The 21,701-nt window shown below is 48.8% G+C and carries 21 protein-coding genes; 11 read left to right on the top strand and 10 right to left on the bottom strand.

All coding sequences use genetic code 11. The features are described from left to right. Positions 1 to 1,020 carry a hypothetical protein gene (locus ACFOET_RS04985; RefSeq protein WP_379020197.1) on the top strand — a complete coding sequence of 340 codons (1,020 nt, stop codon included), beginning with the start codon at positions 1 to 3 and terminating at the stop codon, positions 1,018 to 1,020. Here ACFOET_RS04985 and ACFOET_RS04980 read toward each other — a convergent pair. Further along, positions 1,007 to 1,768, bottom strand: coding sequence for a DeoR/GlpR family DNA-binding transcription regulator (locus ACFOET_RS04980; RefSeq protein ID WP_379020195.1), 762 nt, complete (start codon positions 1,766 to 1,768; stop codon positions 1,007 to 1,009). The two genes, ACFOET_RS04985 and ACFOET_RS04980, sit on opposite strands and share 14 nt — an antisense overlap. 176 nt (positions 1,769 to 1,944) lie before the next feature. Here ACFOET_RS04980 and ACFOET_RS04975 point away from each other — a divergent pair, with 176 nt between their 5' ends. From ACFOET_RS04975 to ACFOET_RS04950, 6 genes are all read left to right on the top strand, one after another. Next, on the top strand, positions 1,945 to 3,558 hold the full coding sequence (locus ACFOET_RS04975) for a glycerol-3-phosphate dehydrogenase/oxidase (protein ID WP_379020193.1): 1,614 nt from the start codon (positions 1,945 to 1,947) through the stop codon (positions 3,556 to 3,558). A 21-nt stretch (positions 3,559 to 3,579) separates the two neighbouring features. After that, positions 3,580 to 5,070: a glycerol kinase GlpK gene (gene glpK, locus ACFOET_RS04970; protein WP_379020191.1), complete on the top strand. Its 1,491-nt coding sequence runs from the start codon at positions 3,580 to 3,582 to the stop codon at positions 5,068 to 5,070. A gap of 68 nt (positions 5,071 to 5,138) precedes the next feature. Next, on the top strand, positions 5,139 to 5,873 hold the full coding sequence (locus ACFOET_RS04965; protein WP_379020189.1) for an MIP/aquaporin family protein: 735 nt from the start codon (positions 5,139 to 5,141) through the stop codon (positions 5,871 to 5,873). Positions 5,874 to 5,973: 100 nt separating this feature from the next. Further along, positions 5,974 to 9,207, top strand: coding sequence for a SusC/RagA family TonB-linked outer membrane protein (locus tag ACFOET_RS04960; RefSeq protein WP_379020187.1), 3,234 nt, complete (start codon positions 5,974 to 5,976; stop codon positions 9,205 to 9,207). Between the two features lie 11 nt (positions 9,208 to 9,218). After that, positions 9,219 to 10,691, top strand: coding sequence for a SusD/RagB family nutrient-binding outer membrane lipoprotein (locus ACFOET_RS04955; RefSeq protein ID WP_379020186.1), 1,473 nt, complete (start codon positions 9,219 to 9,221; stop codon positions 10,689 to 10,691). An 11-nt stretch (positions 10,692 to 10,702) separates the two neighbouring features. After that, positions 10,703 to 11,971 carry a DUF5689 domain-containing protein gene (locus tag ACFOET_RS04950; protein WP_379020184.1) on the top strand — a complete coding sequence of 423 codons (1,269 nt, stop codon included), beginning with the start codon at positions 10,703 to 10,705 and terminating at the stop codon, positions 11,969 to 11,971. Positions 11,972 to 12,060: 89 nt separating this feature from the next. Here the strand turns inward: ACFOET_RS04950 and ACFOET_RS04945 are convergent, their stop codons facing one another. From ACFOET_RS04945 to ACFOET_RS04915, 7 genes are all read right to left on the bottom strand, one after another. Further along, positions 12,061 to 13,008: an MBL fold metallo-hydrolase gene (locus tag ACFOET_RS04945; protein ID WP_379020182.1), complete on the bottom strand. Its 948-nt coding sequence runs from the start codon at positions 13,006 to 13,008 to the stop codon at positions 12,061 to 12,063. Then, positions 13,008 to 13,604, bottom strand: a complete 597-nt coding sequence (coaE, locus tag ACFOET_RS04940; protein WP_379020180.1) for a dephospho-CoA kinase — start codon at positions 13,602 to 13,604, stop codon at positions 13,008 to 13,010. Before coaE ends, ACFOET_RS04945 begins: the two co-directional genes overlap by 1 nt. Positions 13,605 to 13,616: 12 nt before the next feature. After that, positions 13,617 to 14,489 (bottom strand): CdaR family protein, encoded by an 873-nt coding sequence (locus ACFOET_RS04935; protein WP_379020178.1) that lies wholly within the window; start codon positions 14,487 to 14,489, stop codon positions 13,617 to 13,619. Positions 14,490 to 14,609: 120 nt separating this feature from the next. Further along, the gene (gene yajC, locus ACFOET_RS04930; protein WP_379020379.1) at positions 14,610 to 14,936 is read right to left on the bottom strand and encodes a preprotein translocase subunit YajC; all 327 of its coding nucleotides are present in this window, start codon (positions 14,934 to 14,936) and stop codon (positions 14,610 to 14,612) included. Positions 14,937 to 14,975: 39 nt separating this feature from the next. After that, on the bottom strand, positions 14,976 to 15,440 hold the full coding sequence (locus tag ACFOET_RS04925) for a DUF1573 domain-containing protein (protein WP_379020176.1): 465 nt from the start codon (positions 15,438 to 15,440) through the stop codon (positions 14,976 to 14,978). Between the two features lie 75 nt (positions 15,441 to 15,515). Further along, the gene (gene nusB / locus ACFOET_RS04920; RefSeq protein ID WP_379020174.1) at positions 15,516 to 16,463 is read right to left on the bottom strand and encodes a transcription antitermination factor NusB; all 948 of its coding nucleotides are present in this window, start codon (positions 16,461 to 16,463) and stop codon (positions 15,516 to 15,518) included. A gap of 47 nt (positions 16,464 to 16,510) precedes the next feature. After that, complete coding sequence (locus tag ACFOET_RS04915) at positions 16,511 to 17,590, bottom strand: Glu/Leu/Phe/Val family dehydrogenase (RefSeq protein ID WP_379020172.1); 1,080 nt, start codon at positions 17,588 to 17,590, stop codon at positions 16,511 to 16,513. 125 nt (positions 17,591 to 17,715) lie between these two features. Here ACFOET_RS04915 and ACFOET_RS04910 point away from each other — a divergent pair, with 125 nt between their 5' ends. Next, positions 17,716 to 19,500 carry an ABC transporter ATP-binding protein gene (locus ACFOET_RS04910; RefSeq protein ID WP_379020170.1) on the top strand — a complete coding sequence of 595 codons (1,785 nt, stop codon included), beginning with the start codon at positions 17,716 to 17,718 and terminating at the stop codon, positions 19,498 to 19,500. A 77-nt stretch (positions 19,501 to 19,577) separates the two neighbouring features. Here ACFOET_RS04910 and rpmA read toward each other — a convergent pair whose 3' ends face one another. Beyond that, positions 19,578 to 20,018: a 50S ribosomal protein L27 gene (rpmA, locus tag ACFOET_RS04905; protein WP_379020168.1), complete on the bottom strand. Its 441-nt coding sequence runs from the start codon at positions 20,016 to 20,018 to the stop codon at positions 19,578 to 19,580. A gap of 45 nt (positions 20,019 to 20,063) precedes the next feature. Beyond that, positions 20,064 to 20,375: a 50S ribosomal protein L21 gene (gene rplU / locus ACFOET_RS04900; RefSeq protein WP_379020166.1), complete on the bottom strand. Its 312-nt coding sequence runs from the start codon at positions 20,373 to 20,375 to the stop codon at positions 20,064 to 20,066. 146 nt (positions 20,376 to 20,521) lie between these two features. Between rplU and rpsF the strand changes: the two genes are divergently transcribed. From rpsF to rplI, 3 genes are read left to right on the top strand one after another with little or no spacing between them, the layout of a single operon-like run. After that, complete coding sequence (gene rpsF / locus ACFOET_RS04895) at positions 20,522 to 20,893, top strand: 30S ribosomal protein S6 (protein ID WP_379020164.1); 372 nt, start codon at positions 20,522 to 20,524, stop codon at positions 20,891 to 20,893. Then, the gene (gene rpsR, locus ACFOET_RS04890) at positions 20,893 to 21,156 is read left to right on the top strand and encodes a 30S ribosomal protein S18 (protein ID WP_379020162.1); all 264 of its coding nucleotides are present in this window, start codon (positions 20,893 to 20,895) and stop codon (positions 21,154 to 21,156) included. The genes rpsF and rpsR overlap by 1 nt, the downstream gene beginning before the upstream one ends. A gap of 13 nt (positions 21,157 to 21,169) precedes the next feature. After that, positions 21,170 to 21,613, top strand: a complete 444-nt coding sequence (gene rplI, locus ACFOET_RS04885) for a 50S ribosomal protein L9 (RefSeq protein ID WP_379020160.1) — start codon at positions 21,170 to 21,172, stop codon at positions 21,611 to 21,613. The last annotated feature ends 88 nt before the right edge of the window (positions 21,614 to 21,701 follow it).

The raw sequence follows: 21,701 nt of genomic DNA, 5'->3' as shown, positions 1-21,701 counted from the left end.
ATGTCTATCCATCTCCGCCGGTTATCCACATTATTTTTCGTTGCCTTTCTATGGATCGGAAATCTGCCCGCACAGGATATTGGGTGGCAAATCGGTTTTCATGGCTTTGCGGACAACCGGGAGTATGCCAAATCAGGCTTGTATTCACAATCTATACTCGGCATGCGCATCGCGCCTGAACTGATTTTTTCCATGGACAGCGCCCATTTTTTACACGGCGGCGTTAACTTCCTCCATGAGTTTGGTTCAGTGGCGGCCAAGGACGTTGTACCAACCGTCTATTACAATTACAGACAACAGGGGCACGACTTCTATATCGGCATGTTTCCCCGAAAAGACCTGCTCGCCGGCTACCACCGGGCAATCTTAAACGACACATTGAACTACTATCGACCGAACATCGAAGGGCTGCTATGGCGATATGGAAACAAAATTTTCCGCCAGCAAGTGTGGATTGACTGGACCAGCCGGCAAACCGAGACCGAACGCGAGCAGTTTATGGTCGGCCTGTCGGGCCGGGTTAATTCAGGTTCGCTGTATCTCGCCCATCAGATCACGTTATGGCACGATGCCGGCAAAAAGAATAACACCGACGAAAATGAAACGCCCGTACGGGATAATGGTGCGGCGATGCTGAAAATCGGCATCGACCTATCCGAGCTATCTTTCCTCGACTCGCTGGATATCAGCGGTGGAGGCATCGTATCATATGACAGGCTCCGCAGCATATATGATTGGCGCACACCAAAAGGCGTCATTACAGACATCTACGCCGAATACCGAAAAATCTTCATAGCCAACACATTTTATGCCGGAGAAGGACTCGACATCGCCTATGGCGACCGGTTCTATACGTCCGGCCTTTACGACAGGTTGGAAATCGGATGGAAACCGCTGCAATATAAAGGATTGGAAAGCCAGTTTACGCTAAGCTTCCATTTTACACGCGGCGCTGTGGATAATCAACAGCAGTTTACGTTGCGGTACAACATCGGCAAACTGTACGTTACACAACGGTGACCTTCACCCCCAACCGCTCCAGCTCCTTTACCGTATGCGGCGAAATGCCACGATCAGTTATGACACGATCCACTTCCTCAATGCCGCATATCCGCCCAAAACCGCGCTTTCCGAATTTCGTGGAATCGGCCAGTACAATGACCTTTTGCGATACCTCCATCATCTTGCGGTTGAGATGGGCCTCCTGTGCATTTGTTGTTGTCAAACCGAACTCCAAGTCGATGCCGTCCACTCCCAAAAACAGCTTGCTGCAGAAGAAATCGCTCAAAATACGCTCAGCATACAATCCAGCTACTGAAGTAGAGCTTTTACGAAGGATACCGCCAAGCTGCAAAATTTCGACATTTGAGTGCTTAATTAACTGAACGGCAACATTTAACGCCGAAGTGACTACTGTCAGGTTACCGACCGGCTGAATTTCCCTAGCCATAGCCTGTACGGTTGTGCCGGAGGCAATTATTATGGAATCATTATCCGATATCATTGAAGCGGCCTCTCTGGCAATAGCCGTTTTTTCGGCCGCCTGTATCTTCTCTTTTTCGAAAACCGTCCGGTCAATCGTATATGGGTTGATTAGCGTCGCCCCTCCATGTGTTCGGAAAAGCATTTGGCGGTCCTCTAGCAACTTCAGGTCCTTTCGTACCGTTACAGACGATACATCGAGCAGCTCACACAAGTCAGTCACATTTACCGACCCTTTCTGCTGGAGCTGGTTCATAATAAATTGGTGGCGCTCAACGTTGTTCATGTCAGCCACGAAGATACATTTTTTCTCCCCTAAACGAATAAAAATGATGCAAATGATTTTGTTTCGTTCAGTTTCGTTTATTTTTTAAAAATTTCATTTGATTTTGTCTTCACATTTCAATAGGTTTGCATTCGCAATTAATATTTTCAGGTACTTACATTTTTAACCGATTGTTTATGCCTTCCCTACTGCTAGACCGTTCCGTTGGACTCCGCCACAGCGATACGCAACCCATCTGGGACCTGGCCATCATCGGCGGTGGGGCCACGGGCCTTGGCATTGCTGTAGACGCCGCTGCAAGAGGATACAAAACCATACTTCTGGAACAACATGATTTTGCCAAGGGCACGTCCAGCAGGAGCACCAAACTCGTGCATGGTGGCGTACGCTACCTGGCGATGGGAGACATAAAGTTAGTATATGGAGCATTGCGAGAGCGGGACATAATTTTCAGGAATGCCCCACACGTGGCTCATACGCAGCCCTTCATCATCCCCTGCTATTCGATTTTCAGCAAGTGGAAATATTTGATCGGACTAAAGATATACGATTGGTTGGCAGGCCGAAACCGCATCGGAAAGTCAACATTCGTATCAAAAAAAGAGATAGGTGAAGCCCTTCCCGGAATAAAGACGAACCAGTTGAGGGGCGGCATACGTTACTTCGACGGGCAATTTGACGATGCCAGGCTAGCCATCAACCTCGCGCAGACGGCAGTGAATTATGGCGCGACCATACTAAATTACTGTAAAGTAACAGCTCTATTCAAGGACAACGATGGCAAGGTGACAGGTCTCCGCTTTACGGACATAGAAACAGACAGGCAGATTCAGGTAACAGCTAAAGCCGTTGTCAATGCCACTGGTGTTTTCGTAGACGATATTCTGCGGTTGGATACCGACGGACACCTGCCGTTGGTGAGCCCCAGCCAAGGGACACATGTGGTGGTAGACCGTAGTTTCCTCGGAAATCGTGATGCATTGATGATTCCAAAGACAAGCGATGGAAGGGTGTTGTTCGGTGTACCATGGCATGGCTACCTCCTACTCGGCACTACCGACACACCAATAGATGCTCATAGCCTCGAACCGAAGCCCTTGGACAGCGAAATCGACTTTATCCTGAAGAATGCGGCTATCTACCTAAAAAAACCGCCTCAGCGAACGGACATTTTAAGTATATTTGCCGGATTGCGACCTCTCGCAGCACCCAAAAAAGCGGACGGATCAACCAAAGAAATTTCACGCGACCATAAGTTAATGGTCAGCACTTCCGGATTGATTACCATAACTGGCGGAAAGTGGACAACCTACCGCAAAATGGCAGAGGAAACGGTTGATAAAGCCATTGAAATCGCAGGGCTAGCAGAACGGGCATGTCACACCAAAACCATCAAAATCCATGGTTACATCACGGAGCAGGTATCCGGACACTGGGCAACTTACGGCAGCGATGCGCCGAAAATACGTGCATTAGCCGGTGCGTACCCCCAATTGGCGGAAAAACTTCATGATGATTTTGACCACATTGCTGCTGAGGTCGTGTGGGCCGTAAGGCATGAAATGGCCAGAACGGTGGAAGATGTGTTGGCAAGGCGACTGCGTATACTTTTCCTCGATGCCGCGAAATCCATAGCGATGGCTCCGAAGGTAGCCGCAATTATGGCAGGAGAACTTCAAAAAGACAACGAATGGACCGCCGGACAAATCGCGCAATACCTTTCGCTTGCCAAAACGTATCTGCCACCCAGAGATGACCATGGCGTGCGAGAAAATGTCAAAGCGAATTGAATACCAACAAATAACCGATATATGAACCAATATATTTTAGCGTTAGACCAGGGAACGACAAGTTCACGTGCCATAATATTTGACAGCAACGGCCAGATCGTCGCGCTTGCGCAGAAGGAATTTAAACAATATTACCCCAAATCAGGATGGGTTGAACACGATGCGCAGGAAATCTGGTCGAGCCAACTTTCCGTAGCGGCTGAAGCGGTGGCAAAAGCCGGGTTAAAATCCTCCTCCATTGCCGCCATCGGAATCACTAACCAGCGCGAAACGGCAATCGTGTGGGATCGAGCGACGGGCCGCCCCATCCATCCGGCTATTGTGTGGCAAGATCGGCGCACTGCGCAGTATTGCGACGAGCTGAAGGCTCGGGGACATGAACCTACCATCAGAGCGAAAACCGGGTTGCTTATCGACGCCTATTTTTCGGCAAGCAAAATCAACTGGATATTGAATAATGTGGAGGGCGCGCGCAACATGGCCGAAAAAGGCCAACTCGCCTTCGGAACCGTCGACAGCTGGCTGGTCTGGAACCTAACCGGCGGTGAGAAACACATCACCGATGTAACCAACGCGTCCCGCACCATGCTTTACAATATCAACACGTTAGCGTGGGATCAAGAACTGCTCGAACTGTTCGGCGTCCCGGAAAGCATGTTACCGGAAGTAAAATCGTCGTCCGAGGTTTTCGGGGAGACGGCTGCGAATATTCTGGCAGCCAGAATACCCATCGCCGGTATCGCGGGCGACCAGCAGGCTGCGCTTTTCGGTCAACTGTGCACAAAAGTAGGAATGGTCAAAAACACCTATGGCACCGGGTGCTTCATGCTTATGAACATTGGGAGCAAGCCCGTGCTGTCCAGCAACAACCTGGTGACTACCGTTGCCTGGCAGCTGGGCGGTAAAGTTAGCTACGCGTTGGAAGGTAGCATTTTTATTGCGGGTGCTATCGTGCAGTGGCTACGCGACGGGCTGGGCATTATACGCAACTCCTCGGACGTGGAAGACTTAGCATCCAAAGTGGAAAATACCGATGGTGTTTACCTCGTTCCGGCTTTCGCAGGACTTGGAGCCCCCCATTGGGATCCGTATGCCCGGGGCACCATCGTCGGACTTACCAGGGGCAGTACAGCTGCCCACATTGCACGGGCTGCCCTGGAAGGCATCGCCTTTCAAACGGTTGACATCCTCCGGGCCATGGAAGCCGATGCTGGTGCTGGAATCAAGGAACTACGGGTAGACGGCGGGGCAACGGCAAATAAGCTTTTGCTCCAGTTTCAAGCGGACATCCTACAGGCAAACGTCGTCAGACCACAGATTACCGAAACCACGGCCATCGGCGCTGCCTATCTTGCAGGGCTCGCCGTAGGATTATGGGCCCATCTCGATGATATCCAAAGCCAGTGGCAGGTTGACCGTACTTTCACTCCGGATCACAGTTATGACGTGAGTACGGCCATGAATAACTGGCATAACGCCGTGGAAGCAGCGAAAAATTTTAAACAACTATAAACAATTGATAGTAAACGCGATAAGCGGCATGCTGTCGACTAACAAAACTAACAGACTAACGACCAATTATGACACCATTTATTGCGGAGATTATCGGTACCGGTTTTCTTATCTTACTAGGATGCGGCGTGGTCGCCAATGTTGTGCTCAAGGACACAAAAGGGAATAGCGGCGGTTGGATTGTCATCACCACAGGCTGGGCATTGGGTGTGTTTACCGGTGTCGTTATTGCGGGACCGTATAGCGGAGCCCACCTTAATCCGGCAGTTACCCTTGCCATGTGGATTGCGGGAAATATGGAGACCGCGGATATCCTACCATACGTCACCGCACAGTTCATCGGCGCCATGCTCGGCGCTTTTTTAGTCTGGATCATTTACCAAGACCATTTTAAGCGCACTGAAGACCCTGTAGCCAAACAGGCCGTGTTCTGCACCGCTCCAGCCATCCGCAACCTTCCGGTAAATTTGATCAGCGAGATTGTTGGCACGTTCGTACTAATACTTACCATCTTCTACTTCACCGATGCAGAACTGACGGACGATCGTGCCATTCCAATAGGCCTCGGTTCGCTGGGTGCACTGCCCGTGGCCTTCTTAGTCTGGGTCATCGGCTTGTCGTTGGGCGGTACTACCGGTTATGCGATTAATCCGGCACGGGATTTAGGCCCCCGCATTGTGCATGCCCTGCTGCCTATCAAGGGCAAAGCCGGGATTAACAGCTCCTATGCATGGGTGCCCGTGGCAGGGCCGCTCATCGGGGCAACATTGGCAACGGTGCTGTTCTTGTCGCTGGGTAGGTAGCATGGCCAGCAAACTCATATTACAAAAACTTGTAGCTAACTGAATTAACCTACAAAATCTCAAAATTGCGGCGTAAAGCCACCAAATAGTCAGTATTCATATGAAAACATTACACAACACATCGATCCGGGGTGGTGTCTTGTCAGGTGTCCTGCTTCTCTTGATGGCTACGGTCATCAGATCAGGGACCATACAAGCCCATGAACGGCTGCCTTATGCCACCATCCAACAGCAAATAACGGTGAGCGGCATCGTGCAAGACCAAGAAGACGGACAGCCCCTCAGTGGTGTTTCCATCACCTCCGGAAACCGGGTGCTTTCGGCCACCAAAGCGAACGGACGCTTTGATGTAACCGTCCCGGCCGGTAGCGCGCTAACATTCTCACTTATCGGATTTAATCCGCGCGCCGTCACGGTTAGCGAAGCTCAAGCTAATCTGGTGGTTGAGCTCTCTTCATCCACTACAGAAATCGACGAAGTGGTGGTCACTGCCTTGGGTATTGAACGCGAAGCGAAATCATTGGGCTACTCCATCTCAACGATTGATGGCGATGAGCTGACCCAAGCAATATCCAACAATTGGTCGGACGCGCTAACCGGCAAGGTTGCGGGGCTCAACCTGGTAAAGTCCGGCGCGGGACCGGCAGGGTCGACCCAGATCATTCTCCGGGGCGAAACATCCCTTACTGACAACAATGCACTCATTGTCGTCGATGGAGTTGTTATCAGCAACAGTTCGGGCAGGCTAACCGGTGAGGGGTCCGGCAATTACCTCAGCGGGGATTCTCCGGTTGATTTCGGGTCGAGTCTTGCCGACATCAACCCGGATGATATTGAAAGCGTATCCGTACTGAAAGGGCCCGGTGCATCCGCATTGTACGGATACCGTGGAGCCAACGGTGCCATCATCATCACGACGAAAAGCGGCAGGTCCGGACAAAAAGGACTGGGCATCACATTTAATTCCAATACTTCGATCGCTACGATCAACCGCTGGCCAGACTATCAAAACGAATACGGTCAAGGCGTACGCGAAAGCGGTGGGCTGTATTACTCTTACGGACAGTCCGAAGACGGGGCAAGCACCCTGAGCACTAGCTCGGCCTGGGGGCCGAGGTTCAACGGTCAGATGTACTATCAGTACAACCCCGACTATCACCGAATGACACCTCCTGAACGTACCCTCTGGAGACCGTACAAAAACAATCAGCGTGATTTTTTCCAACCCAGCGTAACGCTGACCAACAACTTATCCATGTCGGGGGGAAATGATAAAACAACCGCCCGGCTCTCCTATACCAATGCGTTTAATGAATGGATTATTCCGGAAATGGGATACTCACGCCACTCCATCGCGCTGCAGGTCAACCATAAAATCTTTGAAAAATTATCCATCTCGGCAAAGGTGAATTACAACAACAAGTCGAGTGACAACCTGCCAAACAGCGGTTACAACAACCAATCATACATGTATTTCATCCGCGGACTCACCCCAAACATGAATCCCGAATGGTTCAAGGGCGGATGGTTGCCTGGCAAGGAAGGCATCGATCAGCTCAAGCCGTTTTCAAACTTACTGGATAACCCGCATGTAATGTCTTATGATATGATCAATTCAATGCGGAGAAACGGCGTTATCGGGAACGTACAGGTAGATTACCGGTTCAATGACCTGTTTAGCATCATGGTCAGAGGATCTACGGACTTCCAATACGATGCCAGGAGACAGGTCCGGCCGTTCGGCACCAACAAATTCAACTATGGTTACCTCAGCGAAATGAATATTTTCACGCAGGAAACCAACGCCGACTTCCTCGTTCGATATGACAACAGCAGAAGAGACACCTGGAAACACAGCATATCAATCGGCGGGAGTATGATGGATAATCAATACACTCGCGATTGGCTATCGACCAGCAGGTTGGTTACGCCGAACACATACAACTTTGCCAATACCGCTGAAAACCTGGCGTACAGACCATATAAGAGCCGCTTCGCTGTAAATAGTCTTTACAGCTTGGCCATGCTGTCCTACAAAGACTTCCTGTACTTCGATGGTAGCGTAAGAATAGACTGGGCAAGCACACTCGCTTCCGTGGAACGGGGCGAGGTAACCCCCTTCTTCTATCCCTCACTCAATGCCAGTTTCGTTCTTTCCGATGCCTTTGAGCTGCCCGCAGCCATCAATTTCTGGAAGCTCCGCGCATCTGCAGCTGCCGTTGGCGGCGGTGGAACGCGCCCTTATTTGAACTCCTATACTTACAATCCCGTGGCTAATTTCGGATCAGGCCTGGAAAACCCAACCACCATTCCTAATCCGAACTTGCGCTACGAGCTGACGACTTCCTACGAACTGGGAACAAATATGCACCTCATTAAAAACAGGCTGCAATTTGACGTTACCGTTTACCAGAGCAACACGCGCGATCAAATTCTTTCTACTCCGATTGATCCGTCGAGCGGCTATCGCTTTCAGGTTATCAACGGAGGGAATGTGCGGAATACTGGGATTGAAATCGCAGCAAATGGAAGTCCCATACGCCGGAAAAGTGGCTTCTCTTGGAAGATTTACGGCAATTTCACTGCCTTCGATACGGAGGTGGTAAGCCTGGCTGATAGCGTAGATAAGATTGTGATATCTACGATATACGGCAGCAGAGGGACCGTCGAAGCCCGTGTCGGTGGACGAATGGGCGATTTGTACGGCTTCGGATACAAGCGCGCGCCTAGTGGCGAAATACTTTACAGTAACGGGCTGCCCCAGACAAGTGACGAACTGGTGTACCTCGGCAATGCCAATGCCAACGTCAGATTTGGCTTCGGTAATGAGTTCAGTTACAAAAACTTCAGTTTCAACATATTATTCGATGGTCAATACGGCGGAACTGGATTTTCGCTTACCCATGCTGTACTCATGGAAGAAGGCAAGCTTCAAAAGAGTGTTCCCGGACGGATGAGTGGCATTATCGGGAACGGTGTAGTAGCCAATGGCGATGGTACATACAGCCCAAACACCACCGTAGCCGAAGCCGGAGCATATTACTATGCGCATTTCAACCGCGACAACCTCGAAGCTAATACCTTTTCCACGGATTTTATTAAACTGCGGGAATTGCGCCTCGATTATAAGCTACCGACAATTGTTGTCAACAAGTGGCGTTTACAACAGGCTGTTATTGGCATTTACGGTCGCGATCTGCTGGTGTTTTCTCACTGGCCGGCATTCGATCCTGAATTTGCCTCGCTTACGAATGGATCCATCGAAAAGGGAGCAGAAGTAGCTCAATTTCCTTCGACACGCACATTCGGCTTAAATCTGAAAATGTCATTTTAAAAAAGCAGATTATGAAAACTACGCTGAAGATCAACTATATAGCAGCTGCAATGGCGATTTGCCTGGTGTCTGCAGGCTGTGTAAAGAACTTCGTGGAAATCAACACGAACCCTAACAACAGCAACACAGCAAGCCCGCAAAGTTTGATCGGCCCGCTGTTGCTCTCTACATTAAACAATACACTTACCCGCAACTTCCGTATCAATAACGAACTGATGCAGGTTACAGTCACCACTGCAGACAGTCGCGAATTTCACCGGTACGAAATCCGGCCGGCGGAATCGGAATATATGTGGCGAAACTGGTATCTGGCGCTGACCAATGTCCGCGATATATACACTTCAGCCGCCGCGGGCCAGCAACCCGGTTACCAGACTTATCAGGGAATATCGCTGATATTGGATGCATGGATTTCGTCCCTGCTGACTGATATGTTCGGCGATGTGCCCTATTTTGATTCCAACAAAGGCCGGGACTTCATTATCACAGCTAAATTCGATGCGCAACCGGCTATCTATGCTGACCTATTTCAGAAATTGGATTCGGCCAACCAGCTGCTCAAACTTGGCGCCCTGCCCGAAACCGACGATGTAAGAGCCCTTGATCCCATCTATAACACCGACCCGAATTTATGGCGGAGATTCGGCAATTCGCTGTACTTACGGCTATTGTTGCGCGTAGCGCACAAAGAAGAGTTGGATGCTATTGACAAAATCAAGGAAATGATAGACATCAATCCTGGCGAATATCCGCTATTTAGGAGCAATGCCGATAATGCTATCTTGCTCTATACCGGGCAGCAACCCTACATTACCGCCTTTCATACGGCACGTGATTTCGACTTCAACGGAGATAAAGGCTACGCCGAGTTCTTTATTAATAACTTGCTTACCCTCAACGATCCGCGACTACCTATATTGGCGACGCAGGCTACATTGGGTGTATATTCCGGGATGCAAAGCGGGTACCCGAGGGGGTCCGTTCCGCAACGGGAGTCGACACTGCACGCGCCAATGAAAAGTAACTCAAGGCTCGGAGGCAATATGATGAATTATGGCGAATTACAGCTTTTACTGGCAGAGGCAGCATTGAAAGGCTACATCGACAAAGATCCAACCGCCTATTACAGAAACGGGGTTTATGCAGGAGTTGAGTTTTGGGATGCCGAGATAGACGACACCTATTTTGATAACCCTGCCGCGAACTTTGCGGAGGCAGACACCGACAATGAAAAGCTGAAGATGATTCATTTTCAAAAATACCTCACCTTGCTCTTCACCGATTTTCAGCAGTGGTATGAATATCGGCGCACGGGAGCATTAGATCTGTATCGCGGCCCAGGTTTGGAAAACAATGGACAGATGCCATCACGGCTCAATTACCCGATCATTGTCCAGTCGCTTAACAAAGCGAATTATGATGCCGCCGTGGCGGCTATGGGCGGAGATAGTATAAACGAAAAAGTATGGTGGCAACGCCAATAAGACAATAAAGTATGAATACGTTCAACCATTTAAAGGTTATCGCTGCGACGATGTTCACAGCGGTACTATGCGCTGGGTGCCTTAAAGAAGACATCAACCACGCGGCTGGCAAATTAAACCCTGAAATATCCATCTTTTCTATACGGGAGGCTTTGTCGGGTGATGAAGCTGCATTAAACAAGGCTTTTTTGGATGATGCGGCTTATACTTCCGGTATAGTCATTTCCAATCACGAAAATCATAACATGCCAAGCGACATCATCGCCATCCAGAGCACTTGGAAAAGCCAGACACGCGGCATCCTGCTGCGCGTAGATGATGCAGCTCGCTATCGGTTTGGTGACTCCCTGCGCATCCGTATAGCAGATTTGCAATTGAAGCGGGAAAACGGGAGCTTGTTAATTGACGGTGTCAGCGCTGACCGGATAGAGAAGCTCGCCACTGGTGTTGCCATACCTCATAATCCGGTAGCCATCCAGACATTATTAAGTCGATTCGATACCTACGAATCAACGCTCATCAGCGTTACCGCTGACATTGAGCCCGAGCCGGACGAAAACGCACCCTTCAGCGGCGACCATATATTGGTAGATGCCGAAGGCAATCAGCTGGTCATGCATACATCCGCCAATGCTTCTTTTGCACAAGAGAAAATTGCTCCCAGTGCAACGTTTCAAGGTGTCGCCTTTCGACAGGGCAACGACATCCAGATCCGTTTACAGAAATACGAAGACATGACGTATCCAAGCGGCCGGTTATATGCCGGTTGGCCGGAAACGTTCGAAGAACCATCGCATCCAAAGGGTAGTTACAATATGCCCGACATTGGCAATAACGTATCATTTCAAACAGGTGAATGGCACCTTTACCAAGCCATTATTGGCACGACCGCGGGTAGGGACCGCATCGTATCGGGAAGCAACGCAATCCGTATGCAACAGAACCGATCTGATGATGAGTATTTGCAAATGAATTTCGATGTGCCTCACGGGGCTTCGAAAGTGACGTTCTGGTACGGCTCCTACTACACCGACCGTTCCTGCACTTTTCAACTGGAATATTCAATCGATCAAGGACAAACCTGGAACATCGTAGGTGAGCCGATTCGTGATGCGCACACAACTTCGGAAAGCTTAGATGCTAAGCAGGCCGTATTTTTAGTGGACATTGCCGTACCCGTGAGGTTCAGGATCAATAAACTGGGACTGGGGCAAAGCAGTCCGACGGTTGAAAACGGCCGATTAGGAATTGATGATTTTGCGGTTTATCAGCATTATTGATTTCCGGTAACATCTTATGCTATCGGGTATAGGAGTGCTGACACACTCTTGTACCCGAAGCAATGCTAGCAGGGCAATAGCCCGGTCGATTAGGTCAACTCCCTGACGTATAGCGACGGATCGAAATGCATGGCGAGGTGCCTCCCCTGCCCATGTATCGTCCAGATTTGTGTTGGATTTACCTGGGCAATGTAGTGTAGTATGTCTTTCCAATCGACATGGTCAGAAATGTATATGGCCATGTCGTTGTGCCGCTGCAGGTGCTGCCAACCCGATGCGAAGACACGGATCACGTCGGTGGCTTTATAGTAGCTATTAAAGGTCATCGGTGGGACGATATAAACGCGATTCCTCTCGCTAGCTTTCATCTCTTTCCTGCTGTAAGGCTCATATCGTAAGTGATCGATACCGAGCGATTGATACAGCCGGTGTAAGGGAAGTATCCCATGATGTACAAATACCTTTCTGTCCGGACAATACGTATTCATCAACGAGGTCAACCGTTGCGCCTTGCCCAACGCGTATGCGCCCAGCAGGATATTATAAGGCACATCGTTTATCTTGCTGATTTCAGCTATCGGATCCGGATGAATAATTTTCGGATCCGCAAATGTGGTTTCTGTTATTAAAACGTCTGCTTGTACAGGTTCCAAAGGCTCACAGGTATCGTCACCCTGCAATTTATAGTCGCCGGTATACAAATACCTGATTCCGTTGTGTTCCATGACAATTTGAGCAGACCCCAGGATATGCCCTGCAGGCACAAAATGAATATGGACCCCACCGACGACGAAACGCTGATGAAAGCGACATTCCACAAAGCTATGCGATGGTTGGCGGCGGTAGCGATGCCGCATAAAGGCAGCCGTGGGTGGCGTACAATAAATTTCCCCATGCCCCGGCGTGGCATGGTCGGCATGAGCGTGTGATACCAGGGCGCTGCCTACCGGCAGCAATGGGTCTATGAAAAAATCGCCGTAACGGCAATAGTATCCTTCTTGTCTCCTGACCAGAAAATCCGATAAGATATTTCCCATCACAAACGTTGTGAGCGAAAAAAACGGTCAAGTTCCAATACCTGAGGGATAACGGCCCGTCGTCCATCATTAACGATGCTGAAATCAGCCAATCGCTCTTTCTTATCGTCGGACCACTGCCTCGTCATTCGGGTTTCCACCTGCTCAGCGGTCACACCATCGCGTTGCATCACCCGTTCCATCCGCAAGTGCACTGGGGCCGTCACCAACACATTATAGTCATTCAGCTTATACGAACCACTTTCAAACAACAACGCTGCTTCTTTGATCGTATAAGGCGCCTGCTGCCGAGCCGCCCACTCCTCCCCTGCCCGTATGACCACTGGATGTACCAATGCGTTCAGCCGGCTTAACTGGTCTTCATCCCCGAACACCTTCGCTGCCAAGTAAGCCCGGTCCAGCGAGCCATCGTTCCGGTAAGCTTCCGTCCCGAACGCTGTGGAAATGGCGTTCACCAACTGCGGGTCGTCGACCATCAGCCGCTTAGCTTCGGTATCCGCATCGAAAATCGGGATTCCTAACACACGGAACATGCGGCAGATGACGGACTTTCCACTCCCAATTCCTCCGGTTATTCCTACTTTCAACGGCTGCATAAAAATCAACACTCATTTACGTACGAAAAAATCAACATTTTGCGGCTCTACCTTAACCAATCTGCAGAAATCGGGCATTTGTGTTATGATCACGGGTAGGCTATTGACACCATTGTCTATCCAGTCTTCCATATTGACCACCGCTTCAAATGTGTTATTGGTCACTTTCACGAAATCACGCAACGACACCATGACCGTTAGCCTGACCTTTCCGGGAAACAACTTCACGGAGTTGAATTGCTTGGCATTCTCCACCTTAATCGGTACCTCAAGAATTTTTTCCGTCACCTCACCCACAGGTATTTCCACGTTTACCGACGTGGGATAGACATTGATGTTTGCCCTTTGGTTTTGCTTCAATGGGGCGGCAGCGCGGATGTCACTGCTGACATCAGAGACGCGAATAGTGTCGGTTTCCCATTGCTCAATCTGCACAACATCTTCCAAGGGGCCGGTAATGGTGACGTACTCAGGCGAGATACGTATATTATCAATAATATTGTATTGCCTTCGGAAATCGAGTTTATACAGTGCCTTTACGGGCACTTTTCGTTCGGTCTGTTTCGAAAAATCGAAGTAGAGGGTATCAGGCGATACCGAAACGACGCGTTGGTTGCTGGGAAACTGCCGGTTTATAAACCCCAACTGATTTGTAAACACAATCCAATGCCGGCGCTCAAGACCACTTAGATCTACCTGAATGCTCTGCACAGCAGGTTTCAGTCTGGCAACCAGAAGCTGCCAACCCGCCGCTTCCAGCTGTATGTTGACAGTATCTGACTGCAACGGATGGAACGCCCTGTTATCCGGCACGTTGACATACTGAACTCCTGCGCTAACCGTGTATACATAGGTATTGGATATTGCAAAAAGCGTCCATGCCAAAAAAGAGAAAACAACGCATTTGGCAAAAATGCTAAGCTTGCGCCGCTGTGTTTTACTTAAATTCAATACGGGCATACCAACGCAAACTTAACAAAAAAGCCCAATTTCTATCTACCAGGCCTAAACTTTAGGGGCAGCGTTCAGCGCTTTAGATGCATCCAGTGCTATCGCTGATTTGTCAAAGCGGATTTTGACGCTCCCTCCCACATCCACAAGAAAAGTAGTTTCCGAAATCTCCACGATACGTCCATGAATGCCGGCAGATGTCACCACCCGGTCGTTAACTTTAAGTTCTTCGATATACTTCTTATGATCCTTAGCTTTTTTCATCTGCGGCCTGATCATAAAAAAATAGAAAACCACGATAATCAAAATCATAGGTAAAAACCCCATGATCCCCCCTGCCCCTCCAGAACCAGTTGCTTGCAATAAAATTGTCGATGTAATCATTTGTATTATTTGTTTGTGTTAAGTTGTATTGTTCGCTTACTTGTTCACTTCTCCCCTGATATGCAACAGCGTATTAGGACTCGATGCATTAGATGTGACGGTAATTACCTTGTGTTGCTTCCCCAACTGCCCAGCGCTGTTGAACACCACTTTCACCATGCCTTCCTCACCCGGGGCAATCGGATTTTTGGAGTATTCCGGAGTTGTGCATCCGCAGGACGCATGTACATTGGAAATAATCAGCGGCGACGTGCCGGTGTTCGTAAAAGTAAATTCGTGTTCAATTTTCTCGCCCTCTTTGATCTTTCCGAAGTCATGCGAATCGTCACTCACCTCCATCACAGCACCTCCGGTTTCCACACCGGGAATTATAGTTTGCCCGATTGGCTGCTCCCCCATCTGATCCAGGGGTATCTCTTCAGCATCATGTTCTTGGTTTCTTCCACTATTGCAAGATGTGATCACCATCAATCCAGCAAAAAATAAGGATATCCCTTTCATATGCGTATCGTTTATTTATTCAGATTTCACAACTATTCCACTTATTAAAAACAAGGCATGGTGTCGCTTGTTTGATTATTGCATCAATCCCCGCCCCTGTTTGCGTATCCTGCCCGACGCCTGCAATTCACCTAAGATCTTATCCAGAATCCCATTGATAAACGTATTGCTTTTTGCGGTACTAAACACTTTCGAAATTTCGATGTATTCATTGATCGTCACTTTTACCGGTATCGTCGGGAAATTCAGTAATTCACAAATCGCCATCCGCATCAGGATATTGTCAAGCAGCGCGATCCGGTCACTTTCCCAATTCTTGGTTTTCAAGCTAATCAGCCGCTGGTACTCATCTGCATAACGTATTGAGTTTGTCAGCAGATCCAGAATGAACACCCTGTCTTCCGGCCAGTTGGGTGTCAGATCCGCGAGTTGGTTTTCGGCTGGGTTCCCGCTCGTAAAATTTTTAAACGTTTTTGCGACCAGCGCCTGAAGCACTTCCTTGTCTACGGGCCAGCTGATGAATTTCTCCTCAAAAACCTGCTCGATAGCCGGAGATTTCAAGATAATCTTTTTGAAAATGAACTTAACAATGTCCTTTTCAGCGTTGACCGATCGGTCGTCCCCATTCAGGTAATCAGCATATGCCTCGCTGTCCCTCAATTGCGAGAAAACCAGGCGTACAATTTCCGGATCGAAACTCCAAGACACCTTGTACTGCTTTACACCGGCTTTATACTTTTCATTTTGGCGCAGCAGCTCCACGAATGTATTGTTGTACAACCGGGTATTGGGTGACAGGTCCGCGGCAGTTGGCAGAAATTTATTCGCCCGATCATCTGCATCGATCCGCACATAGTCAGACACTTCATCCAGCAGATTCAACGCCCAAATATACATCTCGTTCACCTGGTCCACGCTTTTCAGCAATACTTTCTCAAACTTGTTGACCGTTTTATCTTCCGACAGCTGATATGCGTACAGCGTCTGTAATACTTTGACCCGAAGGTGCCTTCTATTTAGCATAATGATGTAAAGAACGATTGGGTGAAAACACCGATACTTATCTTGCTTTATTGCTTAATTTTTCGCATATCCGCGATCCGCGTTTCTGCGATCTGATTCGCCGCCTTGTACGAGGCTACGTTTTCGGCTTCCGATTTGCGAAGTACGGACCGTGTTGCCTCATAAATGTTTTCCGTCAACGCTGCGGTGCGCATTGCACTATATCCTGCGATTTCAGAATAGCAGCTGATCAGCCCGCCGGCATTAATCAGGTAATCCGGTGCATAAAGGATTTTCTTATCCATCAGCAGCCTCCCGTCTTCCTCCTCATCGCGCAGTTGGTTGTTTGCCGACCCAGCGATGATACGGCATCTCATTTTGGAAATGGTATCGCTATTGACCGTACCGCCAAGGGCGCACGGGGAATAGACATCTACTTCCAATTCATAGATATTGTTGTTGGGCACCGCTACGGCTTTGTATTTATTGGCTACCTCCACCAGCCGCTCTTCAACGATATCGCTCACGTACACTTTGGCGTTCTCCTCACGCAGCAGTGCAATCAGCTGTTCACCCACATTGCCGGCACCCTGAACGGCTATGGTCCGACCCGCCAGGCTGTCATTGCCATATAGTTCCTTTAGAGAAGCCTTTATCCCATAATATACACCTTTTGCGGTAAACGGAGCGGAGTCCCCGCTTCCTCCCAGTGATTTGGGCAAGCCCACTGCGTGCTTGGTTTCCATGCGCAGGTACTCCATGTCTTTTGGGGTGGTACCGATATCCAGCGATGCGATAAACGTGCCGCTCAGCTGCGCGACAAACTGTCCGAACCGGCGCAGCAACACTTCGCTTTTCTGCGTGCGATGGTCGCCAATAATTGCGGCATTGCCTCCACCCAGGTTGACACCGGATACTGCAGCCTTATACGTCATTCCCCTGGATAGTCGCAATACATCGTCTATAGCCTCTTCGGTACTTTGATAGGGAAGCATCCTTACCCCCCCTATTGCCGGGCCGAGTGTGGTGTCGTGTACCGCGATGATGGCTTGCAGACCTACGGCAACGTCACTGCAGAAAACAAGCTTCTGATGGCCGAATTGAGCCATCAATTTAAATGACGAATTATCGCTGGTAGGTACGGGCATAGAATTATCTCAATCGTAATCTGCTATATGGGGGCAAACTTAGCAAAAAATTTACGCATATAACCAATGCCGCCAAACATTTCGTATTTTTGCCTGCTGTCATATTGCACATCGCGGCGCCAAAAATGAAACACCTCGCACACCTCAACAAATATTTTTATAAGTACCGCTGGCGGATGATTCCGGGCGTCATTTTTGTCATCATATCCAACTACTTCGGCGTTTTGCCGGCTCAGGTAATCCGTATAGCCTTCGATTTGGTGAAGGAGAATATCAGCATGTATAGGCTCTTCGATGGCTTCGAACGGCAACAGTTGGTATACAGCGTCTTTGGATCCAGCCTGCTGCTGTTCGGCTCACTGGTACTGGTCCTTGCCCTCATCCGCGGGCTGTTCCTGTTCCTGATGCGCCAGACCATCATTCTGACATCCAGACACATCGAATATGATCTTAAGAATGAGATCTACACCCACTATCAGCGATTGGATATGGCATTCTATCGCAGGAATAATACCGGCGACCTGATGAACCGGGTAACGGAAGACGTGAACCGGGTACGCTCATATCTCGGCCCAGCCATCATGTATTCCATCAATACCGCTGTACTGTCCATTATGGTAATCGCTGCGATGGTGAGCGTAAACCCCACGCTGGCGCTTTATGCGCTGATGCCAATACCGATATTATCAGCCATCCTGTTGGTCGTCAACAAAATGATCAACCGCCGCGGCGAACGTATACAACAGCAGCTCTCTACGTTATCGTCATTTGTACAAGAAACTTTTTCGGGTATTCGGGTGATCAAGACATACAACCAGGAAGCCGATAAAATGAAGCGCTTTAAGGACGAGAGCAACATTTACCGGCAAGCATCGCTCGCATTGGTGAAAACTGAGGCCGTTTTTTTTCCCCTTATTCTGTTGCTTATCGGGTTAAGTACCGTCATCACAGTGTATGTGGGCGGATTGGAGGTGGCAAAAGGCACGATCACCTCTGGCAACATTGCAGAGTTTATTATTTATGTCAACCAGCTGACCTTCCCGGCCATGGCCTTGGCTTGGGTGACATCGTTGATTCAGCGGGCTGCTGCGTCACAAAAACGCATCAACGAGTTTCTGCGCACCCAGCCGGAAATTCAATCGCCTGCGGTACATGAGGATGTTAAAATTCGTGGGCATATACGCTTTGACAATGTCAGTTTCACCTATCCCGACACCGGCATTCAAGCCCTCACCAATGTTTCTTTTGAAGTAAAGCCAGGAACGGTGCTCGCCATCGTTGGAAAGACCGGTTCGGGCAAGTCAACCCTGGCAAACCTGCTACTGCGGATGTATGATGCGCAAACCGGAACTATCAGCATAGACGGTAGGGACATCAGACGGCTTCCTTTGCAATCGTTCAGGAGCCAGGTCGGTTTTGTGCCCCAGGATGTCTTTCTATTCTCGGACACCATTGCGAACAACATTGCCTTTGGTTTGGATGTAGCCGACATGGACCGCGTGGAAGAAGCCTCCAGAAAGGCAGCGGTACACGATAATATTGCTTCATTTGAAAAAGGGTTCGAAACATTTGTCGGTGAGCGGGGAATCACCCTGTCGGGAGGCCAGAAACAGCGGATATCCATCGCGCGGGCACTTATCAAGGAGCCACAGATCTTGATTTTCGACGACTGCTTATCTGCCGTGGATACCAAGACAGAAGAAGAGATTCTCCGCAACCTAAGTATTGCCATGCAGGGCAAAAGCACCATTTTCATCGCACACCGTGTATCCACGATCAAGAATGCTGACCACATCATCGTACTGGACCAGGGTTCTGTCATCGAAGAAGGAACCCATGAAAAACTGCTGGCCTTGAGGGGAAGCTATTACGAGTTGCATGAAAAGCAATTGCTGGAAGAAGCCGTATGAGAGTGTGCCAGAGATTTCATAAAAAAAGCCACAGGCAAATTGCCTGCGGCTTTTTTCATTCATCGTGTCTTACTACCTTATGAGGCCTGCTCTTCAGCTCCGGTTCCTTCGGTCTCCTTTGCTGCGTCAGCAGTTTTTGCTTTCTTTGCCGCTTTAGCAGGCTTCTCATCCACAGCCGCCTCTGCTTTCACGTCCGCGACTGGTTCCGCCTTCGCTTCCGATGTTTTTGGCGATCCGTTCTTTCCAGCGTCCGCTTTTTCAACAGCAACCGGCAGCACCGAAACAAACGATTTGTTGTTGGCTTTCTTGCGGAATACCACTTTACCATCTACGAGTGCAAACAAGGTATGGTCCTTTCCGATACCTACGTTTACGTCCGGATGGTGTTTCGTACCACGCTGGCGAACGATTATATTACCGGCAATCGCATGCTGGCCGCCGAATATTTTTACCCCTAAACGTTTGCTGTGTGACTCACGGCCGTTCTTAGAACTACCTGCACCTTTTTTATGTGCCATGTCTTATTATATGTTTTTAAGGCAATGCCTAGTAAACTATTTAATTTATAATGCGATTCCGGTGATCTCAATTTTTGTAAACTGTTGGCGGTGGCCATTTTTCTTTTTGTAGCCTTTACGGCGTTTCTTCTTGAAAACGATTACCTTGTCGCCCTTCAAATGTGACAAGATTTTAGCCGAAACCTTCGCTCCTTGTAATGTTGGCGCGCCAACGGTAAATTTACCGCCATCTTCTGCTAACAATACGTTGTCAAATTCAATACTAGCGCCCTCATCTCCTTGCAAACGGTGCACAAAGAGCTGCTGGTCTTTTGCAACTTTAAATTGCTGTCCGGCTATATTTACTATTGCGTACATTGTTAATGGATTAATTTAATAATTTTTTCTTTTGAATTTCGAAGCGCAAAGGTAACGCTTTATTTTGAGAATCCAAAGATTATGTATAAATTTGCAGCCCGTTTCATAACGGTAACGATTAATTAATTTACATTTTTAAGGAAAGTATGCAACAGTACGAAACCGTCATCATTCTTACCCCGTTGCTTTCTGAGGATGTTTCAAAGGAGGCCATTGCCAAATTCAGGGATATCCTTAAAGAAGGCGGAGCCGAAATTGTCCATGAGGACAATTGGGGTTTGAAAAAACTTGCGTATCCGATTGAGAAAAAAACAACCGGATTCTATCACCTCATCGAATTCAAGGCTCCCGGTGAATTAATCAGTAAACTGGAAATTGAATACAAGCGCGATGAGCGTGTTATGCGTTTCCTGACTGTGAGATTAGATAAACATGCCATTGCCTACAACGAGAAAAAGCGCAGTGGTGCTTTCAACAAAAAGGCCGAAGCGCCTAAAGCAGCGGAGGTAGCAGAATAATGGCAAACGAACAAATTCAGTACGTGACCGCTCCCAAGGTGGAGGACACCCGTAAGAAATACTGCCGCTTTAAGAAAAACGGCATCAAATACATCGATTACAAAGACGCCAACTTCCTCTTGAAGTTCGTCAATGACCAGGGCAAGGTATTGCCGCGCCGCCTTACGGGCACTTCATTGAAGTTCCAGCGCAAAGTTGCTCAGGCTGTAAAACGCGCCCGTCATATCGGTCTGTTGCCTTATGTTGCTGATTCACTAAAATAGGGAGGTAAACGACATGGAAGTAATCTTAGTACAAGATATCAAGAAACTTGGCGAAAAGGACGATATTGTCACCGTAAAACCCGGTTTCGGGCGCAACTACCTGATTCCTCAGGGACTTGCTGTACTGGCTACCGAGTCTGCCAAGAAAGTGCTGGCCGAAAACATACGCCAGGCGCAATTCAAACAAGATAAGATCAAGAAGGATGCCACCGAACTGGCTGCTAAGCTGGAAGGTGTTAAATTGACTATCGGTGCTAAAGCCGGTGAAAGTGGCAAAATATTCGGATCGGTAAACAGTATCCAAATTGCCGAAGCCCTCAAAAAAGAAGGCTTTGAGGTTGATCGCCGGCGTATCACGTTCGAAAACGACCCCAAGGTAATTGGCGAGTACTTAGCCAACCTAAACCTTCACAAAGAGGTTAAGGTACAGGTGCCTTTCGAAGTGGTGGCTGAGTAAGGCCCCGTTTCTTTTATCAAAAAAAGAGGATGTCTGCATAGGCATCCTCTTTTTTTATATTCCATCTTACGCCAATGGCTGAACCTCG

Source organism: Parapedobacter deserti (genome assembly GCF_042646065.1).
GTDB lineage: Bacteria > Bacteroidota > Bacteroidia > Sphingobacteriales > Sphingobacteriaceae > Parapedobacter > Parapedobacter deserti.
The sequence above is the reverse complement of the archived record's forward strand: the minus strand, read 5'-3'. Positions and strand labels throughout refer to the sequence as shown.